Here is a 22,936-nt window from a genome sequence, read left to right as displayed (position 1 = left end):
CTCTTGCATTCGGACACGGGTATTCGTCGGCTAAAAAGCAGAATGCGAGGCCGAATGCGGGCGACGCAGGAAAATAGACGAGGAATCCGAAGAATTATATTCCTGCGCGCTCAATAAAATCGATCGCTGTGCGAAGAAAGCAACAGACAGATCGTAAAAGGACCTTTGCGCTGGGGAGCACTAGCGTGACTGAAGGGCCGAGTCGGATAATCGGCTTACATAGGAGAAAGATCATGGACGCCAAACCGCCAAAGCTTCCGACCCCGGACCAAGTTTTCAGCCCGGATCCGGAACCGGTGGCTGTCGAGTTTCTCGGCGATGAATTGCCCGCCCACGTGCGCGCATTTCTCGACGAGCAGCGTAAGGCACACGAACAGAAGTGACGGGGACGCGCAGTCGCGCGACGCAAACGGATAGATGGACCGGCCCGTTTGACGCTCGCGCGTGCGAATCGCAGACTCAGTGCAGCGCCGCGAGCAATCGCAGCGCGCGCATCGCGCTGGGCGCTCGCTGACCAAACAAGCTGCACGCGCGTGATATGCCCGCGCGGCGGGGGTGTTTGCGCTCTGCTTGTACCACTCTGTACCGCTCTGCATCGCTCTGATTGCACATCGGATTGGCGCCTGAGTGCCGAATCCATCGCGGGCAACGCGCCTGCGTCGAGCCATTTCCTCATCGCCATTACGGGCACGGCGCCCACAACCGGCTATCCTTCGCCTTTACTTTTCCTCTTCGGCCAGCCGGCCGCTTCGTGCAATGACTCTCCGCCTTCGCGCACTCGCGTCCTGCGCCGCCGCACTCCTCTTCGCCTTCCCCGCCGTCTCGGCGCATGCCGATGGCGACGACACCCCGCTCACGAATCTCGTCGCGCTGGTTTCGCAGCGTCTCGCGCTCGCCGAACCGGTCGCGCACTGGAAGTGGATCAATCACAAGGCGATCACCGATACGCCGCGCGAAAACGCCCTGCTCGCCGACGTCCAGAAACGCGCCGCAGCGGCCGGCGTCGATCCGGCATTCGCGCGCGATTTCTTCCGCGATCAGATCGACGCGAGCACCGAAGTGCAGAACGCACTCTTCGCGACGTGGCGTTCGTCGCAGCCACCCGCCGATCCGGCGCCCGATCTCGCGACGGTCACGCGCCCGCAACTCGATCGGCTGACGGGACAATTGATCGGCGCGCTCGCCCGTGCACAGTCGACGCGCATGGCGGACGACTGTCCCGCGCGCGTCGCGCGCGCGGTGGCGAACTGGAAGGAATTGACGCGCTATGACTCCACGCGCGCCGACGCCATGACGCACGCGCTCGGCCACGTCTGCGAGACGGGCGGCGTGGGCGGCACGGCGTAACGTCAGACGGGTGTCGTCAGCCCGTCGTCGATGGGTGCGGACAAGGTCACGGGCAGCGGCAGCACGCTCAGGCCGCGCTCGAAACGCGTCTGGAGAATGCGCCAGGTCGTGAGCTCGAATGCGGGCTCGCGCGTCGCGGCGCACAGCATGGCCGCTTCGCCCTCGTTCGCGACGGCGCCCAGATAGCACCAGCGGTCGATCAGATGGAACAGCGGCGCGCCGCTCGCGACGTCGCCCTCTTCAATCAGCACGGCGCCGTCGAACGGCCAGGGCGCGGACAGCGGATCCTGCTTCGACACGCGCGGCACGCGGTTGAACGACGGCCGCCACTGCGCGATCCAGCGCGCCTCCACGAGCAACGCGCCAATCTCGCCGCCGGTCGCCTGCCACTCGACGCGGCGCACCTGCTGCGCCATGCGCTGCTCGCGCGCCGAGCGGCGTTCGCCCGACAGATGCGAGCGCACGCGCTGACGCACGCGCACGCTGCGGCCCACATAGAGCGGCGCATCGTTCTCGCCGAAAAACGCGTAGACGCCGTGACCCGCGGGCGCGGTCTCGATCAACTCGTCGGTGATGTCGCCCGCCAGACGGTGGCGACGCGTGAGCCGGTCGATCTGCGAGGCGAGCATCTGCGCGGGCACGAGACCCGGCAGGCGCTGCCAGAATTGCCACAGCAGATCGGCGTCGGCGAGCGCACGGTGGCGATCGGCGGGCACGAGCGCGTGACGCTCGACCAGCGCATCGAGTCCGTGGCGCTTTTCGGACGGAAACAGCGCGCGCGACAGCCGCACGGTGCACAGCACGTCGGGATTGAACGAGAAACCGGCGCGCTCGAATTCGGCGCGCAGAAACCCGCGGTCGAAACTCGCGTTGTGCGCGACGAACAACTTGCCGGCGAGCCGTTCGAACAATGCAGGCGCGATCTCGGCGAACGTCGGCGCGCCGCGCACCATACTATTCGTGATGCCGGTGAGCTGCTGGATGAAGGGCGGGATCGACTGCTGCGGGTCGACGAGCGAACTCCAGCGCGTCGCCTCGCCATCCTTGACCTCGACGACGCCGACTTCCGTGATGCGGTGCTCGCCTACGGAACCACCTGTCGTTTCGAGATCCACGAAGACAAGCGGGGCGTCGCCGGACGGGAGTTCGGCGCTCAGAGGGGTGTCGGACATGGTGAAACGGTAAGACGTGAAAAAGAAATCCGCCCAAGTATGCACCGTTTGGGCGAAGCGCGCTGAACTTCCCGATGGACGGCTCAGGCTTCGGACTTCGGAACCCGTATTCTTTTAATTTCGATTGACGGTTTTTTTGAATCAGGGTTTTCCCGCGCACAACATTAATAAGCGCAGGGTCTCCGAAGATTATTACGCCGCTTTTACGACTTTCACGACTGCGCGTGACGCCAAAAACAAAAAAGCCCTGGATTCTCCAGGGCCTGTTCGTGCGGCAAGCGGTTCACGCCCGCTTGCGCGGCGCGCTCGGCTTAGATCGGCTGGATGTTCGCAGCCTGCTTGCCCTTCGGGCCAACCTTGACGTCGAACGACACACGCTGGTTTTCCTTCAGCGACTTGAAGCCGTCTGCGCGGATTTCCGAGAAGTGTGCGAACAGGTCGTCGCCGCCGGCGTCGGACGTGATGAAGCCAAAGCCCTTTGCATCATTGAACCATTTGACAATACCGGTTTCCATGTTTCCGTTTCCCTCAAAATTTAATGACGCGGGCTATATCCTCACGCCGAATGCCTGCTGAATCGCTTCTTTTTCCTGCAACAATGCAATTAGCGCTAAAGAAGTAATTCAGAAGTGCCGTTATACGGGGAACGACAATCGCCAGTCAAGCGAATTTTTTATAACAGCATTCCCGTTTTCGCGATAAACCCGCATGCATCAAAAAGTGCACAAAAATTATATGCACGCGGAATGATTATCGGATACGCGGCATTTTTACCCGCCTAAATCGCGCCCCGGTCAATTCCAGGGAAAATTTCCCGAAGTGTAACAATTAGTGTCAAACGTAAGTGTTTTTACCGGTTGTTGGGGTAATACGTTGAATTCATGATGAATACCGTTAGCGTGCAAAGGGAGGTCATCATGCTGACGGCATTGCGACGTTGGATTCATTGGCTCGTGGAAATCGACGGTCCCGATCAGGCCACCGCCGGCGAGTTCGAGACGTATGGTTCCTGGCACGGCGATCACTGGCAGAACCTGCTGTGTTCCCCGATGGACGCCCGGCACTATGTAATGGAAGACTGGAGTCTGCAGCCCGAGCCGCCTGAAGGAAAGCGGCAATAAGGCAGTTGGACGTTCGCGAAGCGATTGCAGGCGGGGCGCAATGTCCCGCTGCTTATTCGCGGGCAAAAAAAAAGCGCAGCCAATGGCCGCGCCGACAAAGGTTTGGAGATCTTTTTCGTCAACGAAAAAGTCTGCTTCGGAAAGCAGCGAGTTCAGTATAGCCTCAGCGTTGGCCACGCATTAACCGTACACGACACAATCATCTGTTACGTCGGGCGCAATAATCGCGGTTGACAGAGATTTACGTTGTTTTTCGCAATCAATTGTTGTAGCGATCGCACAACGCCATTCGGTTGACACTCTCACCCCGCGCATTGCAATCCCTCTGAAAGCCCCAGCCAGTAAGGCACAAACGAAGATCTGGTAACCATTTCCAATCGCGCAATACTTTATTGCGTAAATCGGAATGCCTGATTTCCGAGCACCGTCTCTACACTCTGCCTGTCCGGAAACCGACTTCGACGGATTAACGCGCCACGCGAGTTCGCCTCTCGCTGCCATTCGCGTGGACGGTTTCCCAAACAGGGTTCGACGAAACCCACCTCTGTTCTCGGAGTTTACAAAGATGAAAAAGACTCTCATGGTCGCGGCCCTCACGGGCGTTTTTGCAACGGCAGCGCACGCTCAAAGCAGCGTCACGCTGTACGGCCTGATCGACGCCGGCGTCACCTACGCGAACAACTCGGGCGGTCACAGCCTGTGGAAGGCTTCGAGCGGCACCGTCAACGGTAGCCGTTGGGGCCTGCGTGGTTCGGAAGACCTCGGTGGCGGTCTGAAGGCAATCTTCACGTTGGAAAGCGGCTTCAACATCATGAACGGCGCGGCTGGTCAGTCGAGCCGCATGTTCGGCCGTCAAGCATTCGTCGGTCTGGCAAGCAACCAGTTCGGTGCTGTCACCCTCGGTCGCCAGTACGACTCCGTCGTCGACTACCTGGCACCGCTGTCGAACACGGGTACGCAATACGGCGGCACGATCGCTGCTCACCCGTATGACAACGACAACCTGAACAACTCGATCCGTTTCAACAACACGATCAAGTACAGCAGCGTGAACTACGCTGGCTTCAAGTTCGGCGGCACGTACTCGTTCTCGAACAGCACCGAATTCGCGAACAACCGTGCGTACAGCTTCGGCGCATCGTACAACTGGGGCGGCCTGAACGTCGCAGCTGGCTACCTGCAGCTGAACAACGACGTCAACAACCTGCAACAGGCTGCAACGAACTCGGGCGCGCAAACGGGTGAATACACGTTCGCAGCCGGCCGTCAGCGTACGTTCGGCGGCGGCGTGAACTACACGTTCGGTCCGGCAACGGCTGGCTTCGTGTACACGCAGACGCAACTGGGCAACGCAGTTGGCATCTCGGCTACGCAATCGGGTCACAACGGCGGCATCGGCTTCGGTGCTGACAGCGCACGCTTCCAGAACTTTGAAGGCAACGTCCGTTACGCTCTGACCCCGGCCCTGAGCCTGGCTGGCGCGTACACGTACACCCGCGCAAGCTTCGGCGGCGGCGTCAACCCGAACTACAACACGGTTGCTCTGCAGTCGGACTACGCACTGTCGAAGCGTACGGACGTCTACCTGCAAGGCGACTGGCAACACGTGTCGGACACGTCGACCGGCGTCGGCGCTTACCTGAACGGTCTGGGTTCGGCTTCGACCCGTCAAGACCAGATCGCTGTGACGGTTGGTATGCGTCACCGCTTCTAAGCTTCACGCCGCTGGCCCTTCCGGCCAGCTGTGCAGCTGAAAAAGGCGCCCTCGGGCGCCTTTTTTTCGTTTACCGCGCCGCGTGCGCGGCGATGCTGCGCTCAGGCGCCGGGCGCGGGATAGCGCACGTCCAGCACGTCGATGGACTCGGGGCCCGTGGGCGTATGCAAGGTCACCTGATCGCCGATCTTCGCCTTCAGCAAGGCGCGCGCGATCGGCGAAATCCAGCTCACGTGGCCGCGATCCAGATCGATCTCGTCGACCCCGACGATCGTGATCGTATGCGCCTCGCCGTCCTCGGTGCCGTACTCGACCGTCGCGCCGAAGAACACCTGATCGACGCTCTCCTGACGGCTGCTGTCGACCACCTCGGCCAGATCGAGCCGCTTGGTCAGGAAGCGGATACGCCGGTCGATCTCGCGCAGCCTGCGCTTGCCGTAGATGTAGTCGCCATTTTCCGAGCGGTCGCCGTTCGACGCCGCCCACGAGACCAGCTTGACGACTTCCGGCCGCGCCTCATCGAGCAGGTGCAGCAGTTCGCTGCGCATGCGCTGATAGCCCGCGGGCGTCATGTAGTTCTTGGTCCCGGCGGGGATCTCGGGATGACCGGCTTCGAGATCGTCGTCGTCGTCGGTCGATTCTTTGACAAAGGCCTTGTTCATGATGGTTCGATACGTTCGATACGCTGCTGCACTGACACGTCTGCTCACTGCCGCGAAGGTCACGGAACGCCGCGCGCATGACGCTGCGGCCCCGCCCTCAGGGTACACGATGCGGTACCCGACGCGGATCTTCAAACAAATTGCGATAGGGGGCTTCCTTTTTTCGAAATCGTTGCTATAATCTCGTTTCTGTGTGCGGCTGTAGCTCAGTTGGATAGAGTACTTGGCTACGAACCAAGGGGTCGTGGGTTCGAATCCTGCCAGCCGCGCCACCTTTTCAGGGTTTTGCATCAGATGTAACTTGCAAATCTCCAGTAACACTGCAGTAAATAGTATCGTTTTAGCGTGCGGCTGTAGCTCAGTTGGATAGAGTACTTGGCTACGAACCAAGGGGTCGTGGGTTCGAATCCTGCCAGCCGCACCACCTTTCGAAGGGCCTTCCTTACCGGGAAGGCCCTTTGTCTTTGTAGCGCCGTTTTCATGCGGCGCCTTCCCTGCTCTCTCACCGCGAATCGCTAACGCGGCTGCGCGCCGATATCGCCGATCTGTCCGTCCGGGCTCGGCAAATCCTCTGTGTCGCCCACATTGGCCGGCTCGGACGTCAGCTCCATCTGCATGCCGGAGAGCGACTGCGGCTGGCGCAGCATCGCTTCCACCTCGTCGCCGAAACGGCTGGTCACGAACGCCCGCAGCAGCGCCTCGCGCATCGTAGCGCCTTGCGCTTCGGCGGTGCGATGGCTGCCGACGAACTCCGCCACGCAGATCACCGCCTCGCCGTCCCGGTGTTCGCGCACTTCCAGACGCTGCGCGCGGTCCAGCACGACGCCCGCGGCTTCCCAGGATGTCGACGGCTCGAAGCGCCCGTCCCAGGCGCGGCCACGGTCGTTTCCGCGCACCGCGACGGTCTCGCCGCTGTCGGTGAAATAAATCTCGCGCACGAAGTCGGGCAGGCTGCGCGCCACCCAGTAGTCGAGCGCGAGGCCGGTGAGATCAGCTACGTTCATGGCGTGTCCTCGCTTCCGGTTGAAGAGGTTCGAGGCGGCGCGACTGAGCCGCGCCGGCGGGCCGCAGAAAGCCGGGCCGAAGAGAAACTGCTGTGAGGCGGAGCCGCTCGGGCGTCACGAAGATGGCGGCCCATGCAGCGACCGGTGCCTGCCGGCGACGCGCCGGGTCAACGGCGCGCCTGAAGCCACTATCGACTATCGAGCGTCGACGTCAGTAATCGGCGCGTTCGCGGTCGATGCGCATGCCGCCGTCGTGGCGATGATGCCCTTCGTCGCTCGGCCGCTCGCGCGTGATGCGCATCACGTCGGGATTCGTCCGCACGCGGCGCATGACGTTCGCGAGATGCACGCGGTCGCTCACCTGGATCACGAAGCGCAGCATGTTCGACTCCTGCGCGAGATCGTCGTCCATGGCGATATGCACGATGTTGGCGTCGGCGGACGTGATGTCGGCGGCCACGCGCGCGAACACGCCCTTGGTGTTCTTCACGAGCACCTTCACGGCGACGTCGAACAGACGGCCAGGCTGCGGCGCCCACGCGACGTCGATCCAGCGGCCCGGATCGCGTCGATGAATGCGCTGCGCCACACGGCAGTCGGTCGTATGGATCGCCATGCCGAGCCCGATGCCGATGTAGCCCATGATGTCGTCGCCCGGAATCGGACGGCAGCAGGCCGAGAGCTGCACGGACATGCCTTCGGTGCCGGTGATGACCACGGGCGGCGCATGCGGCGCGTTCGGATCGCGCGGCGCATGGTGATGGTCGTCGTCGTCGGCGTCGAGGCCTGTTACCAGCACTTCGATGCGCTTGGCCATGACCGCGGCGACGCGCCGGCCGAGACCGATATCCGCGAAAATTTCCTGGCGATTCTTGTTGCCGGTCCACTGCACGAGCTTTTCCCACACTTCCGGCGTGATTTCCGAAAGCTGGTAGCCGTAGCCCTTGAGCGCCTGGTCGACGAGACGCTCGCCGAGCTGCACGGACTCCGTGAGCCGCATCGTCTTCAGATAGTGACGGATCGCCGAGCGCGCCTTGCCGGTGCGCACGAAACCGAGCCACGCGGGATTCGGCTTCGAATACGGCGCGGTGATCACTTCGACGATGTCGCCGCTCTTGAGCTCGGTGCGCAGCGGCAGCAGCTCGTTGTTGATCTTCACGGCGACGCACTGGTTGCCCAGGTCGCTGTGGATCGAATACGCGAAGTCGAGCGCCGTGGCGCCGCGCGGCAGCGCCATGATCTTCGACTTCGGCGTGAAGACGTAGACGGCGTCCGGGAACAGGTCGATCTTGACGTGCTCGAGGAACTCGCTCGAATCGCCCGCCTCGCTCTGGATGTCGAGCAGCGACTTGAGCCACTGATGCGCGCGCTTTTGCACGTCGTTCAAGTCGGCGCCGCCGTTCTTGTAGAGCCAGTGCGCGGCCACGCCTGCTTCGGCGATCTCGTGCATCTTGCGCGTGCGCACCTGGAACTCGATGGGCGCGCCGAACGGGCCCACGAGCGTCGTGTGCAGGGACTGATAGCCATTCACCTTCGGAATGGCGATGTAGTCCTTGAACTTGCCAGGCACCGGCTTGTAGAGCGCATGCAGCGCGCCGATGCAGGTATAGCATTCGAGCGCCGACTCCACGACCACGCGGAAGCCGTACACGTCGAGCACCTGCGAGAACGACAACTGCTTGTCGCGCATCTTCTTGTAGATGCTGAAGATGGTCTTCTCGCGGCCGGTGACTTCGGCGTCGAGCTTCGCGTCGCCGAGCGCGCGCTGCACCGCCTCCAGAATCTTGCTCACCACTTCGCGCCGGTTGCCGCGCGCGGCCTTGACGGCTTTCTCGAGCGTGGCGTAGCGATTCGGGTTGAAGTTCTGGAAGCTCAGATCCTGCAACTCGCGATACGTGTTGTTCAGGCCGAGCCGGTGCGCGATGGGCGCGTAGATGTCGATGGTCTCGCGCGCCACGCGGCGGCGCTTTTCGGGCGGCACCGCGCCCAGCGTGCGCATGTTGTGCAGCCGGTCGGCGAGCTTCACGAGAATCACGCGCACGTCGCGCGCCATCGCGAGCAGCATCTTGCGGAAGTTTTCCGCCTGCGCTTCCTCGCGATTACGAAACTCCATCTTGTCGAGTTTCGAGAGGCCGTCGACCAGTTCCGCGACCTTGGCGCCGAAGCGCTCGGCGATCTCCGCCTTGGTCACGCCCTGGTCTTCGATCACGTCGTGAAGCAGCGCCGCCTGAATAGCCTGGGCGTCGAGCTTCCAGCCGGCGCAGATTTCCGCGACGGCGACGGGATGCGTGATGTAGGGTTCGCCACTCTGACGATATTGCCCGAGGTGGGCTTCGTCGCTGAAGTGAAACGCCGCTTTGACTTCCTTGATTTCCTCAGGGGTGAGGTAACCGGAAAGCGCCGCGGTCAGATTGGCGATGGAGACGACCCCGTGTTTGCGGGGTTGTTCCGGTGTAGCGGTCGGTCCGAACAGATGACGAAACGACTGTTCGAGAACCGCGTCGATGTAATTGCGCGCGGGGTTCGCGGTTTCCGCTTCCTGGTCCACGTCGGTGGCCGGCGAGGGCGTAGTGCTCATGTTCCCCTCCGTTTCAGGTCAGGCGTTAGCGGTTGCGCGAGATGCAATGCCCGGCAAACGCCGCCCGGCACGAATTACACGACTATGGGTACGGCAGATACGACAAATACGGCAGGCACAACGGATACAGCAAGGCGCCGTTAAACGGGCACCTTTTTCAGCATTTCCAGACCCACCTGGCCTGCCGCGATCTCGCGCAGCGCGACGACGGTCGGCTTGTCGCGGCTTTCGATCTTCGGCGTGTGGCCTTGGGCGAGCTGACGTGCGCGATACGTTGCGGCAAGCGCCAGTTCGAAACGGTTCGGAATCTGTTTCAGACAATCTTCGACGGTGATGCGGGCCATGTCGGGTTCCTTCTCATTCTCACAGGTTCTTATTCTACCTTATGTGCCCGATGCGCCGGGCTGCGGCTGATGGATACCGAGCTCGACGAAGAGCTCGGTGTGCCGCGCGTATTGCGACGTGAAGCGCAGACGCGTCGCGCTCACGATGTTACGCAGCTCCTGCAGCGCGCGATCGAAGTTTTCGTTGATGACGACATACTCCGCTTCGCTCGCGTGCGCCATCTCGCTGCCGGCCGCCAGCAGGCGTCGCGTGATGACGTTGGGCTCGTCCTCGCCGCGCTTGCGCAGACGGTCCGCGAGCGCATCGAGCGACGGCGGCAGGATGAAGATTTCCACGGCGTTGCGGAATTGCTTCTTCACCTGCTGCGCGCCTTGCCAGTCGATTTCGAGCAGCACGTCATGGCCGATCTTCATCTGGTCTTCGATCCACACGCGCGACGTCGCGTAGTAGTTGCCATGCACTTCCGCGCTCTCGAGAAACTCGCCTTGCGCGTGACGCGACAGAAAATCGTCGACGGTCGTGAAGTGATAGTGCTCGCCGTCGCGCTCCTTCGAACGCGGCGCGCGCGTCGTGTACGAAATCGACAGACAGATCGCGCTGTCTTCGGCGAGCAGCGCGTTCACGAGCGTGGATTTGCCCGCGCCCGACGGCGCGACCACCATGAAGAGATTGCCCGGATAAACGCCCGCGTACGGATTGCGCGGCTTCGTTTCGGACTTGTGCGCACCGGCGCCGCTGGTCTGGTCGGTCATGTTCGTTGCTTCCTGTTTTACCGCTGTGTTTCTGCGTATTTCCGCGTGTTGCTACGTGTGCTTGCGCGCGTTGCCGCGCGCGCTTATTCGAGGTTCTGCACCTGCTCGCGCATCTGCTCGATGAGCAGCTTGAGCGTCATCGAGGCGTCGGCGAGTTCCTTGGCCGCGGCCTTCGAACCGAGCGTGTTCGCTTCGCGGTTCAGCTCCTGCATCATGAAGTCGAGACGCTTGCCGACACGGCCGCCCTTCTCGATCACGTGACGCGTTTCGGAGAGATGCGCGGACAGGCGCGAGAGTTCTTCGGTGATGTCGATGCGGATGCCGTACATCGTCACTTCCTGACGGATGCGTTCGGCGACTTCCTCGCGCGACACGCTGCCGATATTGCCGTTGCCGTTCGTGTCCGGCGCGGCGATGCCGAGCGCTTCCTGCAGACGTTCGACGATCTTCTGCTGATGCTTGACGATCAGTTCCGGCACGAGCGGCGTGATCTTCGCGACGATCGTTTCCATCTCGGCGACGTTGGCAAGCAGCATGTTCGCGAGTTGCGCGCCTTCGCGGCCGCGCACGTCGATCAGGTCGGCGATGGCCTGCTTGCCGCAACCGAGCACCGCGTCGCGCAGCACTTCGGGCGCAACGCCGCTTTCCGCGAGCACGCCGGGCCAGCGCAGAATCTCGCCGGTACGCAGACGGCCCGAGTCGGGAAACGCGTCGAGCACCGCGCGTTCGAGCGAGGCGAGCTGTTCGAGCGCGTCGCGGTTGAGCGCGCCGGCGTTGGCGCCCTGCTCGCTGCGCTGGATGTTGATGCGGATATCGACCTTGCCGCGCGAGAGCTTCTGCATCAGCATTTCGCGCAGCGTCGGCTCGACGACGCGCACGTCTTCCGGCATGCGGAAATTCAGGTCGAGGAAGCGCGAATTCACAGTGCGCAGTTCGACGGACACGCTGGCGCCGCCAGTGCCCGATGCCGCCACCAGTTCGCGCGTGGCGCTGGCATAGCCGGTCATGCTGTAGATCATGGTTCGTCTCGCGTAAAAGCCATGCGGCGCGCCGGTTGCGGGCGCGGCTCACGGCGAGGAAAAATCGAGGCGCCCGGCGTGGACTCGTGCAATCGATGACGCGGGGCGGGGATTCGCCATTATCCCATTTTTGGCGGCTCGCCCGCCCGTTCGGCAAGCCCCGCCGGGCGGCGCGCCGGCCGGCCCCGGCGGCGCGCGGCGCGCAAGCCCCCGCGCCGGGCCGCAACCCACGCGCCGCGCCCACCGTGCGAAGGCGCTAAAATTGCGGTTTCCCCCTCCTTTGCCGTGCCCCCGCACGCCCGACGATGACCCAATCCATCCAGCGCCCCTCCGGCCGCGCCGCCGACCAGCTTCGCGACGTCCGCATCACCCGCCATTTCACGAAGTACGCCGAAGGGTCGGTGCTCGTTGAATTCGGCGACACCAAGGTGCTGTGCACCGCGAGCGTCTCGGAGAGCGTGCCGCCGTTCCTGCGCGACAAGGGCCAGGGCTGGCTCACCGCCGAATACGGCATGCTGCCGCGCGCCACGCACACGCGCAGCGACCGCGAAGCCGCGCGCGGCAAGCAGACGGGCCGCACCCAGGAAATCCAGCGCCTGATCGGCCGCGCGATGCGCGCGGTGTTCGATCTCGAAGCGCTCGGCGCACGCACCATCAACCTCGATTGCGACGTGCTGCAAGCCGACGGCGGCACCCGCACGGCCGCCATCACGGGCGCGTTCGTCGCGGCGCACGACGCCGTCTCGAAACTGCTCGCGACCGGCCGCATCGAGCGCTCGCCGATCACCGACTACGTGGCGGCGATCTCGGTGGGCGTCTACGAAGGCGTGCCCGTGCTCGACCTCGACTACGCCGAAGACTCGCAATGCGACACCGACATGAACGTCGTCATGACGGGCTCGGGCGGCATGGTCGAAGTGCAGGGCACGGCCGAAGGCGCGCCGTTCTCGCGCGACGAACTCAACGCGCTGCTCGACCTCGCGCAAGGCGGCATCCGCACGCTGATCGAGAAGCAAAAGGCCGCGCTGGAGATCGCGCATGGCTGATACGGCTGACACGGCTAATGCAGCGCCCAACGCCGCCCAGAGCGCCTTGTCGGGCCGCGTCGTGCTGGCCTCGAACAACGCCGGCAAGCTGCGCGAATTCGCGGCGCTGCTCGGCGCGGCGGGCATCGAACTCGTGACGCAAGGCGAGCTCGGCGTGCCCGAGGCCGAAGAGCCGCACGTCACCTTCGTCGAAAACGCGCTCGCCAAGGCGCGTCACGCCGCGAAACTCACCGGCCTGCCCGCGATCGCCGACGATTCCGGCCTCTGCGTGCGCGCCCTCGGCGGCGCGCCGGGCGTGTATTCGGCGCGCTACGCACAGCGCGCGGGCGGCGAGAAAAGCGACACCGCGAACAACGCCCTGCTCGTCGCGAATCTGCAGCAACACGCCGACCGCCGCGCGTATTACTACTGCGTGCTCGCCCTCGTGCGCCACGCCGACGACCCCGAACCGCTGATCGCCGAAGGCCGCTGGCACGGCGAAGTCATCGACACGCCGCGCGGCGACAACGGCTTCGGCTACGACCCGCACTTCTACATCGCGGGCCTCGAAGCCACCGCCGCCGAACTCGATCCTGCGCTCAAGAACGCGTCGAGCCATCGCGCGATCGCCTTGCGCGCCCTGCTCGCGCGCCTCGAGGAGCTAGCGTGAGCCAGCAGCACCGCATCGGCATCGAAGTCGTGAAGTCGTTCACGATGCCGGGCAGCATCCGCCTCACGTCGCTGCCGCCGCTTTCGCTTTACGTGCATTTCCCGTGGTGCGTGCGCAAGTGTCCGTACTGCGATTTCAACTCGCACGAATGGAAAGGCGATCGCTTTCCCGAGGACGATTACCTCGACGCGCTGCGCACCGATCTCGAACAGGCGCTGCCGCTCGTCTGGGGCCGCCAGGTGCACACGATCTTCATCGGCGGCGGCACGCCGAGCCTGCTCTCGGCGAAAGGGCTCGACCGCCTGCTCTCCGACGTGCGCGCGCTGCTGCCGCTCGACGCCGACGCCGAAATCACGCTCGAAGCGAATCCGGGCACGTTCGAGGCCGACAAGTTCGCGCAGTTCCGCGCGAGCGGCGTGAACCGGCTGTCGGTCGGCATCCAGAGCTTCAACGAAGCGCATCTGAAGGCGCTCGGGCGCATTCACGACGCGGCGCAGGCGCGTCACGCGGTGGAAGTCGCGGCGAAGACCTTCGACAACTTCAATCTCGACCTGATGTTCGCGCTGCCGCAGCAGACGCTCGCCGAATGTCAGACCGATATCGAAACGGCGCTCGCGTTCAAGCCGCCGCATCTGTCGCTCTATCACCTCACGCTCGAACCGAACACGCTGTTCGCGAAGTTTCCGCCCACCCTGCCCGACGACGACCAGTCGGCGGACATGCAGGAATGGATTCACGCGCGCACGGCCGAGGCGGGTTTTGGGCGCTATGAAGTGTCGGCGTACGCACAGCCCGGACATCAGAGCCGCCACAACCTGAACTACTGGCGTTTCGGCGATTACCTCGGCATCGGCGCGGGCGCGCATACGAAGCTGTCGTTTCCGAACCGCATCGTGCGGCAGGTGCGTTACAAGCATCCGTCGACCTTCATCGAGCAGGCGCGCGCGGGCTCGCCGGTGCAGGAAGAGCATGAGGTGAGCGCGCGCGATCTGCCGTTCGAGTTCATGCTCAACGCGCTGCGGCTCGTGGAAGGCTTTCCGGTGCATCGCTTCATCGAACGCACGGGTTTGCCGATCACGACGATCGAGCCGCAATTGCAGGAAGCGGAAAAACGCGGCCTGATCACGCGCGATTACGAGAAGATCGTGCCGACCGAGCTGGGTCAGCGCTTTCTCAACGATCTGCAGGAGCTGTTTCTCAAGGACCCGTCCTGACGTTTCGAGGCGCATTTCGATGCGCGCCGCCGGCGAGGCTGCCGGCGCGCGCGCATTCCAGGTTACAATGCGCGCCTCCGGAGGTGTGGCAGAGTGGTTGAATGCACCGGTCTTGAAAACCGGCGAAGGGGTAACCCTTCCGTGAGTTCGAATCTCACCGCCTCCGCCAATACTCGCCACCCGCGAGGGTTCGCGGGCAGCCGTCAAAAACTCCCCTGATTTCACTCGCATTTCACGGTGTGTCGTTGCCCGCCGTGCAATTGGCGGGATTTCCTGATTGGGTCTGATTCGTCCTGATGACTCCCGGTGCTCCCGGCCATAAACGGTCGCTGACGTGCACGCGCACGCGAGCATCCGAAATCGGACAAAAGATCCCCGGCGAGCCACGCTTCAGTTCGACAAACAGTCCGCTGCCGGCCGTCCACATGGCGAACGCCGCCCGCCCTCACCCCGTCACAATCCGCCTGTCACCCAAGCGCTGACGTTTCGTCGCGCGGTAGCTTTTCATTTGGGAATCCGCCAAACCTATAAAATACGGGTTGGCCACGATTCCAGTGGCAACTGCACCCTGGCACCCCATGTTACGTTTATCCGAAATAAAACTCCCCCTCGATCATGCCGAACGCGAGCTTGACGCCGCCGTTCGCGCGCGCCTCGCCGATCTCGGCGTAGCGGCAGACGAGCTTGTCCGCTTCACCGTATTCCGCCGCGCGCATGACGCACGCAAGCGCTCGGATATCAAGCTGACCTATATCGTCGACATCGAAGTCAAGGACGAAGCGGCGGTGCGCAAGCAGATCGTCGGGCAGCCGCATTGCGGGGTGACGCCCGACATGACGTACCGGTTCGTCGCGAAGGCGCCCGAGCACTCGACGCGTCCGCGTCCGGTGGTGATCGGCATGGGGCCGTGCGGTTTGTTCGCCGGACTCATCCTCGCGCAGATGGGTTTCCGCCCCATTATTCTCGAACGCGGCAAGGCCGTGCGCGAACGCACCAAGGACACCTTCGGTCTGTGGCGCAAGTCGGTGCTCAATCCGGAATCCAACGTGCAGTTCGGCGAAGGCGGGGCCGGGACGTTTTCCGACGGCAAGCTGTACAGCCAGATCAAGGACCCGAACCACTATGGCCGCAAGGTGCTCGAGGAGTTCGTCAAGGCAGGCGCGCCGGAAGATATCCTGTATTTGAGCCGTCCGCACATCGGCACGTTCCGTCTCGTCAGCATGGTGGAAAAGATGCGCGCGACCATCCACGAACTGGGTGGTGAAGTGCGTTTCGAAACCCGCGTCGACGACATCGAAATCGATCAGGGCAAGGTGCGCTCGCTCAAGCTCTCGAACGGTGAAACGCTGCGCTGCGACCACGTCGTGCTGGCCGTGGGACACAGCGCCCGCGACACGTTCCAGATGCTGCACGATCGCGGTGTGTATATCGAAGCCAAGCCATTTTCACTGGGCTTTCGCATCGAACATCCGCAGGGGCTCATCGATCGCAGCCGCTTCGGCAAATTCGCGGGCCACAAGCAACTTGGCGCCGCCGACTACAAGGTGGTCCATCACGCCAACAACGGGCGCGCGGTGTACAGCTTTTGCATGTGCCCGGGCGGCACGGTGGTCGCGGCGACTTCCGAACCGGGCCGCGTCGTCACCAACGGCATGAGCCAGTATTCCCGGGCCGAGCGCAACGCGAATGCGGGCATCGTCGTCGGCATCACGCCAGAGGACTACCCGGGCGGCCCGCTGGCGGGCATCGCGTTCCAGCGCAAATGGGAAGAGCGGGCGTTCGAGCTCGGCGGCGGCAACTACCAGGCGCCCGGGCAACTGGTCGGCGACTTTATCGCGGGCCGGCCGTCCACGTCGCTTGGCTCGGTCGTTCCGTCGTACAAGCCGGGCGTGCATCCGACCGATCTCAGCACGGCGCTGCCCGACTACGTGATCGAAGCAATCCGTGAAGCCCTCCCCCAGATCGACAGGAAGATCGCCGGTTTCGCGATGCACGACGCCGTGCTGACCGGCGTCGAGACACGCACGTCGTCGCCGATCCGGATTCGCCGCAAAGACGATTTTCAGAGCATGAACGTCGAAGGTTTGTATCCGGCAGGCGAAGGCGCCGGTTACGCGGGCGGCATCTATTCGGCGGCCATCGACGGCATCGAAGTCGCACAGGCAGTGGCGCTCGATCTGGCATCGACGCAAGCGTCCTGACGGGCGACAAGGAGGCGGCTGGAAGGATGCGTCCGCGCATCCTTCCAGCCGCCCGAAGCGGCCTTCGACCTCCTGCCAGCCTCCACGGCCGCAACGGGTCGAATCGCCGAGCTTCGCCTTCAGATCCGCGTCCTGCGGCTGAATCTTTCCCCACACACCAACGCCTGAATCCCCGATGGAGCGACGCTCGGCGAAGGCCCGTGTTCGTCTTTCCAATTTTAGGGTCGCGTGTTTAATTCGCCCTTTTCATACACCATGCCAGAACCCGGGCACAACCCTAGGTGAAAACCCTAGTATTGCGGTAAACTATCGCCTGTTCAGGGGATTACTCACCATGCCGCATCGTTACCAGGTCTTCGAAAAGCTGGCCTTTTCACTCGTCGTTCTGTCTGCCGTGATGTGCTCGGGCTACATCGCCTGGGAAAGCTCGCCCGATCTGCGCGCGAACGTGCAAGTCGGCAAGGAGTTGTTCCTCAAGAGCGGCGAATACTCGTACGCCTGCGCGACCGTGACCGCGGATCCCTGCGCGCAATTCCCCGTCGAATAAACGCATCGGCGCCTCGGCGCATCAACGAACGGATAAGCGCCCAGGCGCACACAACTCGCCAGTACCGCGCGCTCGCGCGGGAGAGTTCGGATTGCATCCCGCACCGTTTCGACTAAGCTCGAATCTGGTTTCGCACTCGAGCCTGGACAACATGCTCATCCGCGTCCGTACGCGCAGCGGTCACGACACCGCGAGCGCTCTCCGCCCGAACATCGCTCACACCGCGCATGCAGCGCCGCTGCGGCGTCTCGGTGCGATCCTGCTGCTCGCCCTTACAAGCGCCTGCACGATCACGCCGCCGCCGCGTCCGCTGCTCGTGATTCCGCCCGAAGCCATCAACAGCACGACGCTCGATCAATATCGCGCCGCCGTGGCGAAACGCATCATCGAGCGTAATCCGACCTCGGTGCTGCACGGTTCGCCCCAGGCGATGCTGCGCTCGCTCGTGGTCGTTTCGTTCACGATCAACCGCGAAGGCCAGGTGGTCAAGTCGTCGGTGTATCGCACCAATGGCGACGACGACGCCGAATCGACCGCGCTCGCCACGCTGCGTCACGCCGCGCCGTTGCCGCCGCCGCCCGCGCGTCTGCTCAACTCGGTCGGACAGATCGAGCTGTTCGAGGACTGGCTCTTCAACGACGACGGCAAGTTCCAGTTGCGCACGCTCGCGTCGCCGCAAGCGCAGAACTACAACTGATCCGCCACGCGCCTTTCGATGCGCCCGCGCGAGGCTTGCTTACGCCTTGCTGCGCGGCGCGCCCGCTCGTTATAATTTTTCGCTATCCCTAGCCGGCATCCGCCCGGCCACGCCGTCGACCGTCGCCACCCGCGCCGCGCCGATGCGCGCTTCGACCGTATCTGCATCGTGCCCGCGCCTATCCGCGCGCGCCGGACGGTCCACGCCTTCGCGCGCACAGCCCACGCTGCGCGATGCATACTGACGACTCGTTGCCGGCTCATGGATGTTGCAGCGGGATGCCATGGCGGCATCCGCGCCCGCGCGCCGGACTTCGAAACCTGCACAAAGACGCACGCGCCGCGCCTTGCGCCCCAGCCGCCCTCGGCCCGGCGGGCAAAGCGCGTCAGCGCGCATCACAATGACTGGAGACCCCGATGTCCACCTCCCCGCTTTCGTCGGCGAGCGCCGACCAACCCGATGCCGCGCGCCAGCAAAGCACGGCGCGCGTGATCTTCGCGAGCTTCATCGGCACCGCGATCGAGTTCTACGACTTCTATGTGTACGCAACGGCCGCCGCGCTCGTGATCGGCCCGGTGTTCTTCCCGCACGGCTCGGCCACGGCTCAGGCGCTGTCGGCGTTCGTGACCTTCGGCATTGCGTTCGTCGCGCGCCCGATCGGCTCGTTCCTGTTCGGCCATTTCGGCGACCGCATCGGCCGTAAATCGACGCTGGTGGCGTCGCTGCTCGTCATGGGTGTCTCGACCACGCTGATCGGCTTCGTGCCCGGCTACGACTCGATCGGCAGCCTCGCGCCGATTCTGCTGTGCGTGCTGCGCTTCGGCCAGGGCATCGGCCTCGGCGGCGAATGGGGCGGCGCGGCGCTGCTCGCGACCGAATACGCGCCGCAAGGCAAGCGCGGCTGGTTCGGCATGTTCCCGCAGCTCGGACCGTCGGTCGGCTTTCTCGCGTCGAACGGCCTGTTCTTCGGCCTCGCCTCCACGCTGACCGACCAGCAGTTCCGCGACTGGGGCTGGCGCGTGCCGTTCATCGTCTCGGCGGTGCTCGTCGCGCTCGGCCTCTATGTACGCCTGAAGATCGCCGAAACGCCCGCGTTCAAGGCCGCCGTCGAGCGCGACGAACGCGTCAAGGTGCCGGTCGCGACGCTGCTCTCGAACTACTGGTGGCCGACGCTGCTCGGCGCGCTGGCAATGGTGGTCTGCTACACGCTGTTCTACAACGCGACGGTGTTCTCGCTCTCGCACGGCGTGACGGCGCTGCATATTCCGCGTCCGACCTTCCTCGGCATGCTGTGTATCGCGGTCGTGTTCATGGGCATCGCCACCCCGATTTCGGCGGCGCTCTCCGACCGCTTCGGCCGCAAGCCGGTGCTGATCGTCGGCTGCATTCTGGCGATCCTCTCGGGCTTCACGATGCAGCCGCTGCTCGGCAGCGGCTCGCTGCCGCTGGTGCTGCTGTTCCTCGTGATCGAGCTGTTCCTGATGGGCGCCACCTTCGCGCCGATGGGCGCCCTGCTGCCCGAGCTGTTCCCGACCAGCGTGCGCTACACCGGCGCGGGCGTGGCCTACAACCTCGGCGGCATTCTGGGCGCGTCGGTCGCGCCGTATATCGCGCAGGTGCTGGCCGCGCGCGGCGGTCTGTCGTGGGTCGGCGCCTACGTGTCGATCGCGGCCTGCGTGAGCCTCTTCGGCGTGCTGTGCATGCGCGAAACGCGTCATACGTCGCTGACGTGATGCACGACACCGAAGCAGTGCGCTGATGCACTGCTTCGAGCAGACCGAAACGAAAAAAGCGGAATCCGGGTCATCGGATTCCGCTTTTTTTTCGTCCGTTTTTTGTCCACTTGTGCGCGCGCGGCGCGTGCCTATACTCGATAACGAGGCATCAACACGGTCCGCGCATTCGCGCCAGGGAGGCCAACGATGAACCTGCATCTGAGCAATGCCGATCTCGTCCTGATGATCGCGCTCGCACTGGGCATCTCACTCGTTCTGGCCTTTCGTTTGAGTACGCGAACGTGGCGCGCGGTGGTTCTCGAAGCCATCGTCGCCAACGTCGCGGCCATCGCGGCGGTCATCGCCGTCGAGATGCTGCTGGCCTGAGCGGGCCGCTCGCGTCGGCATCATGCTCAACGATCGTAGTAGCCGTGATGGTAGCCGCCGCCGTAGTATCCGCCGCCCGGCGGCACCACGATGCATCCGCTCAGCGACGCCGCGAAAAGCGCACCTGCGATCAGGGTAAGCGTCAATCGTTTCACTTCGTTCTCCCTTCGAGTCAATGTCTTGCGTCCGGCGCGTTCCGCAGGGGAATCGCGTGCAGTGGACGGTTTGCATTGAACACGACGGCGCGCATCGCAGGCGTTGCAATTTGTAAGCAGCGGTGTGGCCCGTGTTACAGCCCGCATGCGTTCTTACGCCGACAGGCGCGCACGCCGCGCTGCATGCAACACAGGCACGACACTTTTAACAACCTCGTAATAAGCGATGTGCGGGGAAATGTGCGGATGAATGCGCCGCAAACGCGCCGGGAACGAACTGTTCGCACGCACAAAAGCAACGGGCGCGCGATGAACGCGCGCCGCGAAATACCTCATCGAACCGTTGAATTCAGCCGCTGAAAATCACACGCTCGACACGAGCGGCGCTTTCGGCGTGCCGTCCGCATCGCGCGCGGGATACACGCGATCGACGGCATCGATTGCCACCGAAACCGGCGGCACGTGATGACCGTCGCCGATCGAAATCGAACGATTGGGCGCACGCACGCCGAGGTGCTCGGCATTGGTCGCCACGAAGACCATGATGGTCGGCTTGAGCAGCGCGTGCGCGAGGTGCACGAAGCCCGTATCGGTGCCGACGACGAGCGCCGAATCCTCGATACGCTGCGCGACCTGCGTGACCGTGAGGCGCGGCAGGATCGTCGCGCCAGGCACGAGCGCCGCGATCTCGCGCGCGGTGGCGTGCTCGGCGTCGGAGCCCCAGGGCAGCTCGATGCGCAGACCGCGCGCGATCAATGCGCGGCACAGCTCGCCCCAATGCTCGACGGGCCACTTCTTCTCTTCCTTCGAGGTCGCGTGGAAGATCAGCGCGGTGGGCGCGTCGGGCGCGGGCAGCGCGTTGCCGTCGCGCGGAATGCGCATCTGGAAATCGGGCGGCGTGTCGATCGTGTAGCCGAGCGCTTCGCCCGTGCTGATGCGCATGCCGAGCCACGCATCGCACTTCGGACGCGGACCGAAACGGCCGTTGTATGCGAACGCCGCGCCGCGCTCGCCGAGATCCTGGGCGAGATAACCGAAACGGCGGCGGCCACGCGCGAGAAACGCGATGATCGCGCTTTTGTAGACGCCGTGAATATCGATGACCGCGTCGTAGCGATGCGCGCGCAGCTCGGAGATCGACTGCCAGATCGATTTGAAATCGCTCCAGCGGCGCGCCTTCTTGAAGCGGCGCAGCGGCGCGCACAGCACGCGATCGACGCCCGCGTTCCATGCCACGATTTCCGCGAAGGCGTCGTCGACGGCCCAGTCGACGATCACGCCAGGGTACGCGCGCTGGACATCGGCCACCACGGGAAGGGCTTCGACGACGTCGCCGAGCGAAGTCACCTTGACAATCAAGACTCGTTTCATTGTGCTGCGGACCGGCGAAGGCCCAATTCAGTGATTTGCCTGCATTTTTCCGTGATTTTAACGGACGAAGCCAGGCGCGAGTGACGGAATCCGCGTGGGAATACGCAGGTTTTCCCTGCCCTGATTGCCGGCTTGGCCGATTCGGGCGGATGGCAGTCTCGCCGGGACGCGCGCGGCCGCTATGCGCCCTCTTTTTTGTCCGCGCAAAAGAAGGAGCCCGGCGCGCGGCAACGGGCGAAAAATTCGCACTGTTGCCGCGCGCCGGGCTCCCGCCGGGCTGCTTGCGCCGCGGACCGCGCCCGAACGTCAGTCGATCACGACGAGCGCGGGCCTCCCTGCAGCGTTGCGCTCAAGCGGACGAATGGTCGACGCGCGAGCTCACACGAAGCGCGCGAGCCTCAAGCGGCCCAGTGACCTTCCACCCAGTGCCAGTTCGGACCATGCGCGATCCAGTGGCCCGGCACCCAGTGATAGCCCACGCGTTCGGCTTGCCAGTGGCCGCCGATCCAGACGTAGCGGCCGTGATCCCAGCGCCAGTGGCCTTTGTCCCACACGTAGCCGGCGCGCGGCGCAGGCACGACTTCGACGCGCTCGACGGGCGGCGCGCTCGGCGCAACGACGATGACTTCGGCGAACGCAGGCGCAGCGACGGCGCACGCACCGGCGACGACGATCGCGGTTTTGGCAACGAGCAGGCGGATGGAATTGTTCATGTTGATCACCCTTGAGTAAGACGCCATGAGTGGCGTTACCGGATCAATGCGCGAGCACGACGCCGCGCTGACAGCGGCCGTGTAACCGCGCAGGGTGAAGTGAAACCGAATATTTCGGTAAGGTAAGGAATGCGCGAAGCCGTTGAAAACGGCGCGGCAAACAGATGATGCAGACAGCGGCGCGAGACGTCATGGACGCGGCCGCCGTCCGCCAAATTGAGATGCGCGCGGCGCAAACCGGCCGCGCGCAATGCCTTCATCAGGCCTGCGGAATCTCGATCTTGACCTCGAGCACTTCGAGGTCGTCCTGGCGTTCGAGGCTCACGCGGATATCGTCGTCGGAGATCTTCACGTACTTCGAGATCACCGCGACCAGTTCACGTTGGAGGGCCGGCAGATAATCGGCGGGCGGATGGCCGCCTGCGCGCTCGTGAGCGATGATCAGCTGCAGGCGTTCCTTCGCTACCGAGGCGGACTTCTTCTTCTCGCCGAGAAAAAACGAAAGAAACGACATGGCGTGCGCCTCC

At 63.9% G+C, this 22,936-nt stretch carries 23 protein-coding genes and 3 tRNA genes; 15 read left to right on the top strand and 11 right to left on the bottom strand.

The genetic code is table 11. From position 1 onward, the window contains the following. The first annotated feature begins 233 nt into the window (after positions 1-233). Positions 234-383 (top strand): hypothetical protein, encoded by a 150-nt coding sequence (locus SB764_RS12455; RefSeq protein WP_167371414.1) that lies wholly within the window; start codon positions 234-236, stop codon positions 381-383. Positions 384-756: 373 nt separating this feature from the next. Continuing rightward, positions 757-1,347 carry a chorismate mutase gene (locus SB764_RS12450; RefSeq protein WP_110327972.1) on the top strand — a complete coding sequence of 197 codons (591 nt, stop codon included), beginning with the start codon at positions 757-759 and terminating at the stop codon, positions 1,345-1,347. A 2-nt stretch (positions 1,348-1,349) separates the two neighbouring features. Here the strand turns inward: SB764_RS12450 and SB764_RS12445 are convergent, their stop codons facing one another. Both SB764_RS12445 and SB764_RS12440 read right to left on the bottom strand, forming a co-directional pair. After that, the gene (locus tag SB764_RS12445) at positions 1,350-2,519 is read right to left on the bottom strand and encodes a 3'-5' exonuclease family protein (RefSeq protein ID WP_074983939.1); all 1,170 of its coding nucleotides are present in this window, start codon (positions 2,517-2,519) and stop codon (positions 1,350-1,352) included. Positions 2,520-2,830: 311 nt separating this feature from the next. Continuing rightward, entirely contained in the window at positions 2,831-3,034 is a 204-nt protein-coding gene (locus SB764_RS12440; protein ID WP_065058198.1) for a cold-shock protein, read from the bottom strand. A 402-nt stretch (positions 3,035-3,436) separates the two neighbouring features. On the opposite strand from SB764_RS12440, the gene SB764_RS12435 reads away from it, so the two are divergent. Together SB764_RS12435 and SB764_RS12430 are read left to right on the top strand one after the other, a co-directional pair. Then, positions 3,437-3,640, top strand: a complete 204-nt coding sequence (locus SB764_RS12435; protein WP_110327993.1) for a hypothetical protein — start codon at positions 3,437-3,439, stop codon at positions 3,638-3,640. Between the two features lie 565 nt (positions 3,641-4,205). After that, on the top strand, positions 4,206-5,354 hold the full coding sequence (locus tag SB764_RS12430; protein ID WP_065058196.1) for a porin: 1,149 nt from the start codon (positions 4,206-4,208) through the stop codon (positions 5,352-5,354). A gap of 101 nt (positions 5,355-5,455) precedes the next feature. Here SB764_RS12430 and greB read toward each other — a convergent pair whose 3' ends face one another. Then, positions 5,456-6,016: a transcription elongation factor GreB gene (greB, locus tag SB764_RS12425; RefSeq protein ID WP_065058195.1), complete on the bottom strand. Its 561-nt coding sequence runs from the start codon at positions 6,014-6,016 to the stop codon at positions 5,456-5,458. Between the two features lie 195 nt (positions 6,017-6,211). On the opposite strand from greB, the gene SB764_RS12420 reads away from it, so the two are divergent. Beyond that, positions 6,212-6,288, top strand: a tRNA-Arg gene (locus SB764_RS12420). Between the two features lie 75 nt (positions 6,289-6,363). Continuing rightward, a tRNA-Arg gene (locus SB764_RS12415) sits at positions 6,364-6,440 on the top strand. 91 nt (positions 6,441-6,531) lie between these two features. Here the strand turns inward: SB764_RS12415 and SB764_RS12410 are convergent. The 5 genes from SB764_RS12410 to SB764_RS12390 form a co-directional block, all read right to left on the bottom strand. After that, complete coding sequence (locus tag SB764_RS12410; protein WP_065058193.1) at positions 6,532-7,020, bottom strand: phage protein NinX family protein; 489 nt, start codon at positions 7,018-7,020, stop codon at positions 6,532-6,534. Between the two features lie 211 nt (positions 7,021-7,231). Further along, complete coding sequence (locus tag SB764_RS12405) at positions 7,232-9,598, bottom strand: RelA/SpoT family protein (protein WP_065058192.1); 2,367 nt, start codon at positions 9,596-9,598, stop codon at positions 7,232-7,234. 140 nt (positions 9,599-9,738) lie between these two features. After that, on the bottom strand, positions 9,739-9,942 hold the full coding sequence (gene rpoZ, locus SB764_RS12400; RefSeq protein WP_006400783.1) for a DNA-directed RNA polymerase subunit omega: 204 nt from the start codon (positions 9,940-9,942) through the stop codon (positions 9,739-9,741). A gap of 39 nt (positions 9,943-9,981) precedes the next feature. Continuing rightward, on the bottom strand, positions 9,982-10,695 hold the full coding sequence (gene gmk / locus SB764_RS12395) for a guanylate kinase (protein WP_065058191.1): 714 nt from the start codon (positions 10,693-10,695) through the stop codon (positions 9,982-9,984). Between the two features lie 83 nt (positions 10,696-10,778). After that, positions 10,779-11,714 carry a YicC/YloC family endoribonuclease gene (locus SB764_RS12390; protein WP_065058190.1) on the bottom strand — a complete coding sequence of 312 codons (936 nt, stop codon included), beginning with the start codon at positions 11,712-11,714 and terminating at the stop codon, positions 10,779-10,781. Positions 11,715-12,019: 305 nt separating this feature from the next. On the opposite strand from SB764_RS12390, the gene rph reads away from it, so the two are divergent. The 9 genes from rph (at position 12,020) to SB764_RS12345 (ending at position 20,170) form a co-directional block, all read left to right on the top strand. Beyond that, on the top strand, positions 12,020-12,760 hold the full coding sequence (rph, locus tag SB764_RS12385; RefSeq protein ID WP_065058189.1) for a ribonuclease PH: 741 nt from the start codon (positions 12,020-12,022) through the stop codon (positions 12,758-12,760). Beyond that, positions 12,753-13,409, top strand: a complete 657-nt coding sequence (rdgB, locus tag SB764_RS12380; protein WP_124260778.1) for an RdgB/HAM1 family non-canonical purine NTP pyrophosphatase — start codon at positions 12,753-12,755, stop codon at positions 13,407-13,409. The genes rph and rdgB overlap by 8 nt, the downstream gene beginning before the upstream one ends. Before the next feature lie 44 nt (positions 13,410-13,453). Beyond that, a complete protein-coding gene (hemW, locus tag SB764_RS12375) occupies positions 13,454-14,623 on the top strand; it encodes a radical SAM family heme chaperone HemW (protein WP_124260805.1) in 1,170 nt (389 codons plus the stop codon). A 79-nt stretch (positions 14,624-14,702) separates the two neighbouring features. Next, positions 14,703-14,792 (top strand) — tRNA-Ser (locus tag SB764_RS12370). A 409-nt stretch (positions 14,793-15,201) separates the two neighbouring features. Next, the gene (locus SB764_RS12365; protein ID WP_074983963.1) at positions 15,202-16,824 is read left to right on the top strand and encodes an NAD(P)/FAD-dependent oxidoreductase; all 1,623 of its coding nucleotides are present in this window, start codon (positions 15,202-15,204) and stop codon (positions 16,822-16,824) included. Positions 16,825-17,158: 334 nt separating this feature from the next. Further along, the gene (locus SB764_RS12360; RefSeq protein WP_065058183.1) at positions 17,159-17,371 is read left to right on the top strand and encodes a hypothetical protein; all 213 of its coding nucleotides are present in this window, start codon (positions 17,159-17,161) and stop codon (positions 17,369-17,371) included. Positions 17,372-17,522: 151 nt separating this feature from the next. Next, complete coding sequence (locus SB764_RS12355; RefSeq protein WP_410863676.1) at positions 17,523-18,068, top strand: TonB family protein; 546 nt, start codon at positions 17,523-17,525, stop codon at positions 18,066-18,068. A 416-nt stretch (positions 18,069-18,484) separates the two neighbouring features. Next, positions 18,485-19,801 (top strand): MFS transporter, encoded by a 1,317-nt coding sequence (locus tag SB764_RS12350; RefSeq protein ID WP_065058182.1) that lies wholly within the window; start codon positions 18,485-18,487, stop codon positions 19,799-19,801. Between the two features lie 189 nt (positions 19,802-19,990). Then, the gene (locus tag SB764_RS12345) at positions 19,991-20,170 is read left to right on the top strand and encodes a hypothetical protein (RefSeq protein ID WP_074983965.1); all 180 of its coding nucleotides are present in this window, start codon (positions 19,991-19,993) and stop codon (positions 20,168-20,170) included. A gap of 518 nt (positions 20,171-20,688) precedes the next feature. Here the strand turns inward: SB764_RS12345 and waaC are convergent. The 3 genes from waaC to minE all read right to left on the bottom strand — a co-directional run bounded on the left by waaC (position 20,689) and on the right by minE (position 22,923). Further along, the gene (gene waaC / locus SB764_RS12340; RefSeq protein ID WP_321890708.1) at positions 20,689-21,696 is read right to left on the bottom strand and encodes a lipopolysaccharide heptosyltransferase I; all 1,008 of its coding nucleotides are present in this window, start codon (positions 21,694-21,696) and stop codon (positions 20,689-20,691) included. Between the two features lie 398 nt (positions 21,697-22,094). Beyond that, positions 22,095-22,409, bottom strand: coding sequence for a YXWGXW repeat-containing protein (locus SB764_RS12335; RefSeq protein ID WP_065058303.1), 315 nt, complete (start codon positions 22,407-22,409; stop codon positions 22,095-22,097). Positions 22,410-22,668: 259 nt separating this feature from the next. Beyond that, entirely contained in the window at positions 22,669-22,923 is a 255-nt protein-coding gene (gene minE / locus SB764_RS12330; RefSeq protein WP_028215841.1) for a cell division topological specificity factor MinE, read from the bottom strand. Positions 22,924-22,936: the final 13 nt, after the last annotated feature.

Source organism: Paraburkholderia sp. SIMBA_027, from assembly GCF_046535315.1.
Taxonomy (GTDB): domain Bacteria; phylum Pseudomonadota; class Gammaproteobacteria; order Burkholderiales; family Burkholderiaceae; genus Paraburkholderia; species Paraburkholderia tropica.
The sequence above is the reverse complement of the archived record's forward strand: the minus strand, read 5'-3'. Positions and strand labels throughout refer to the sequence as shown.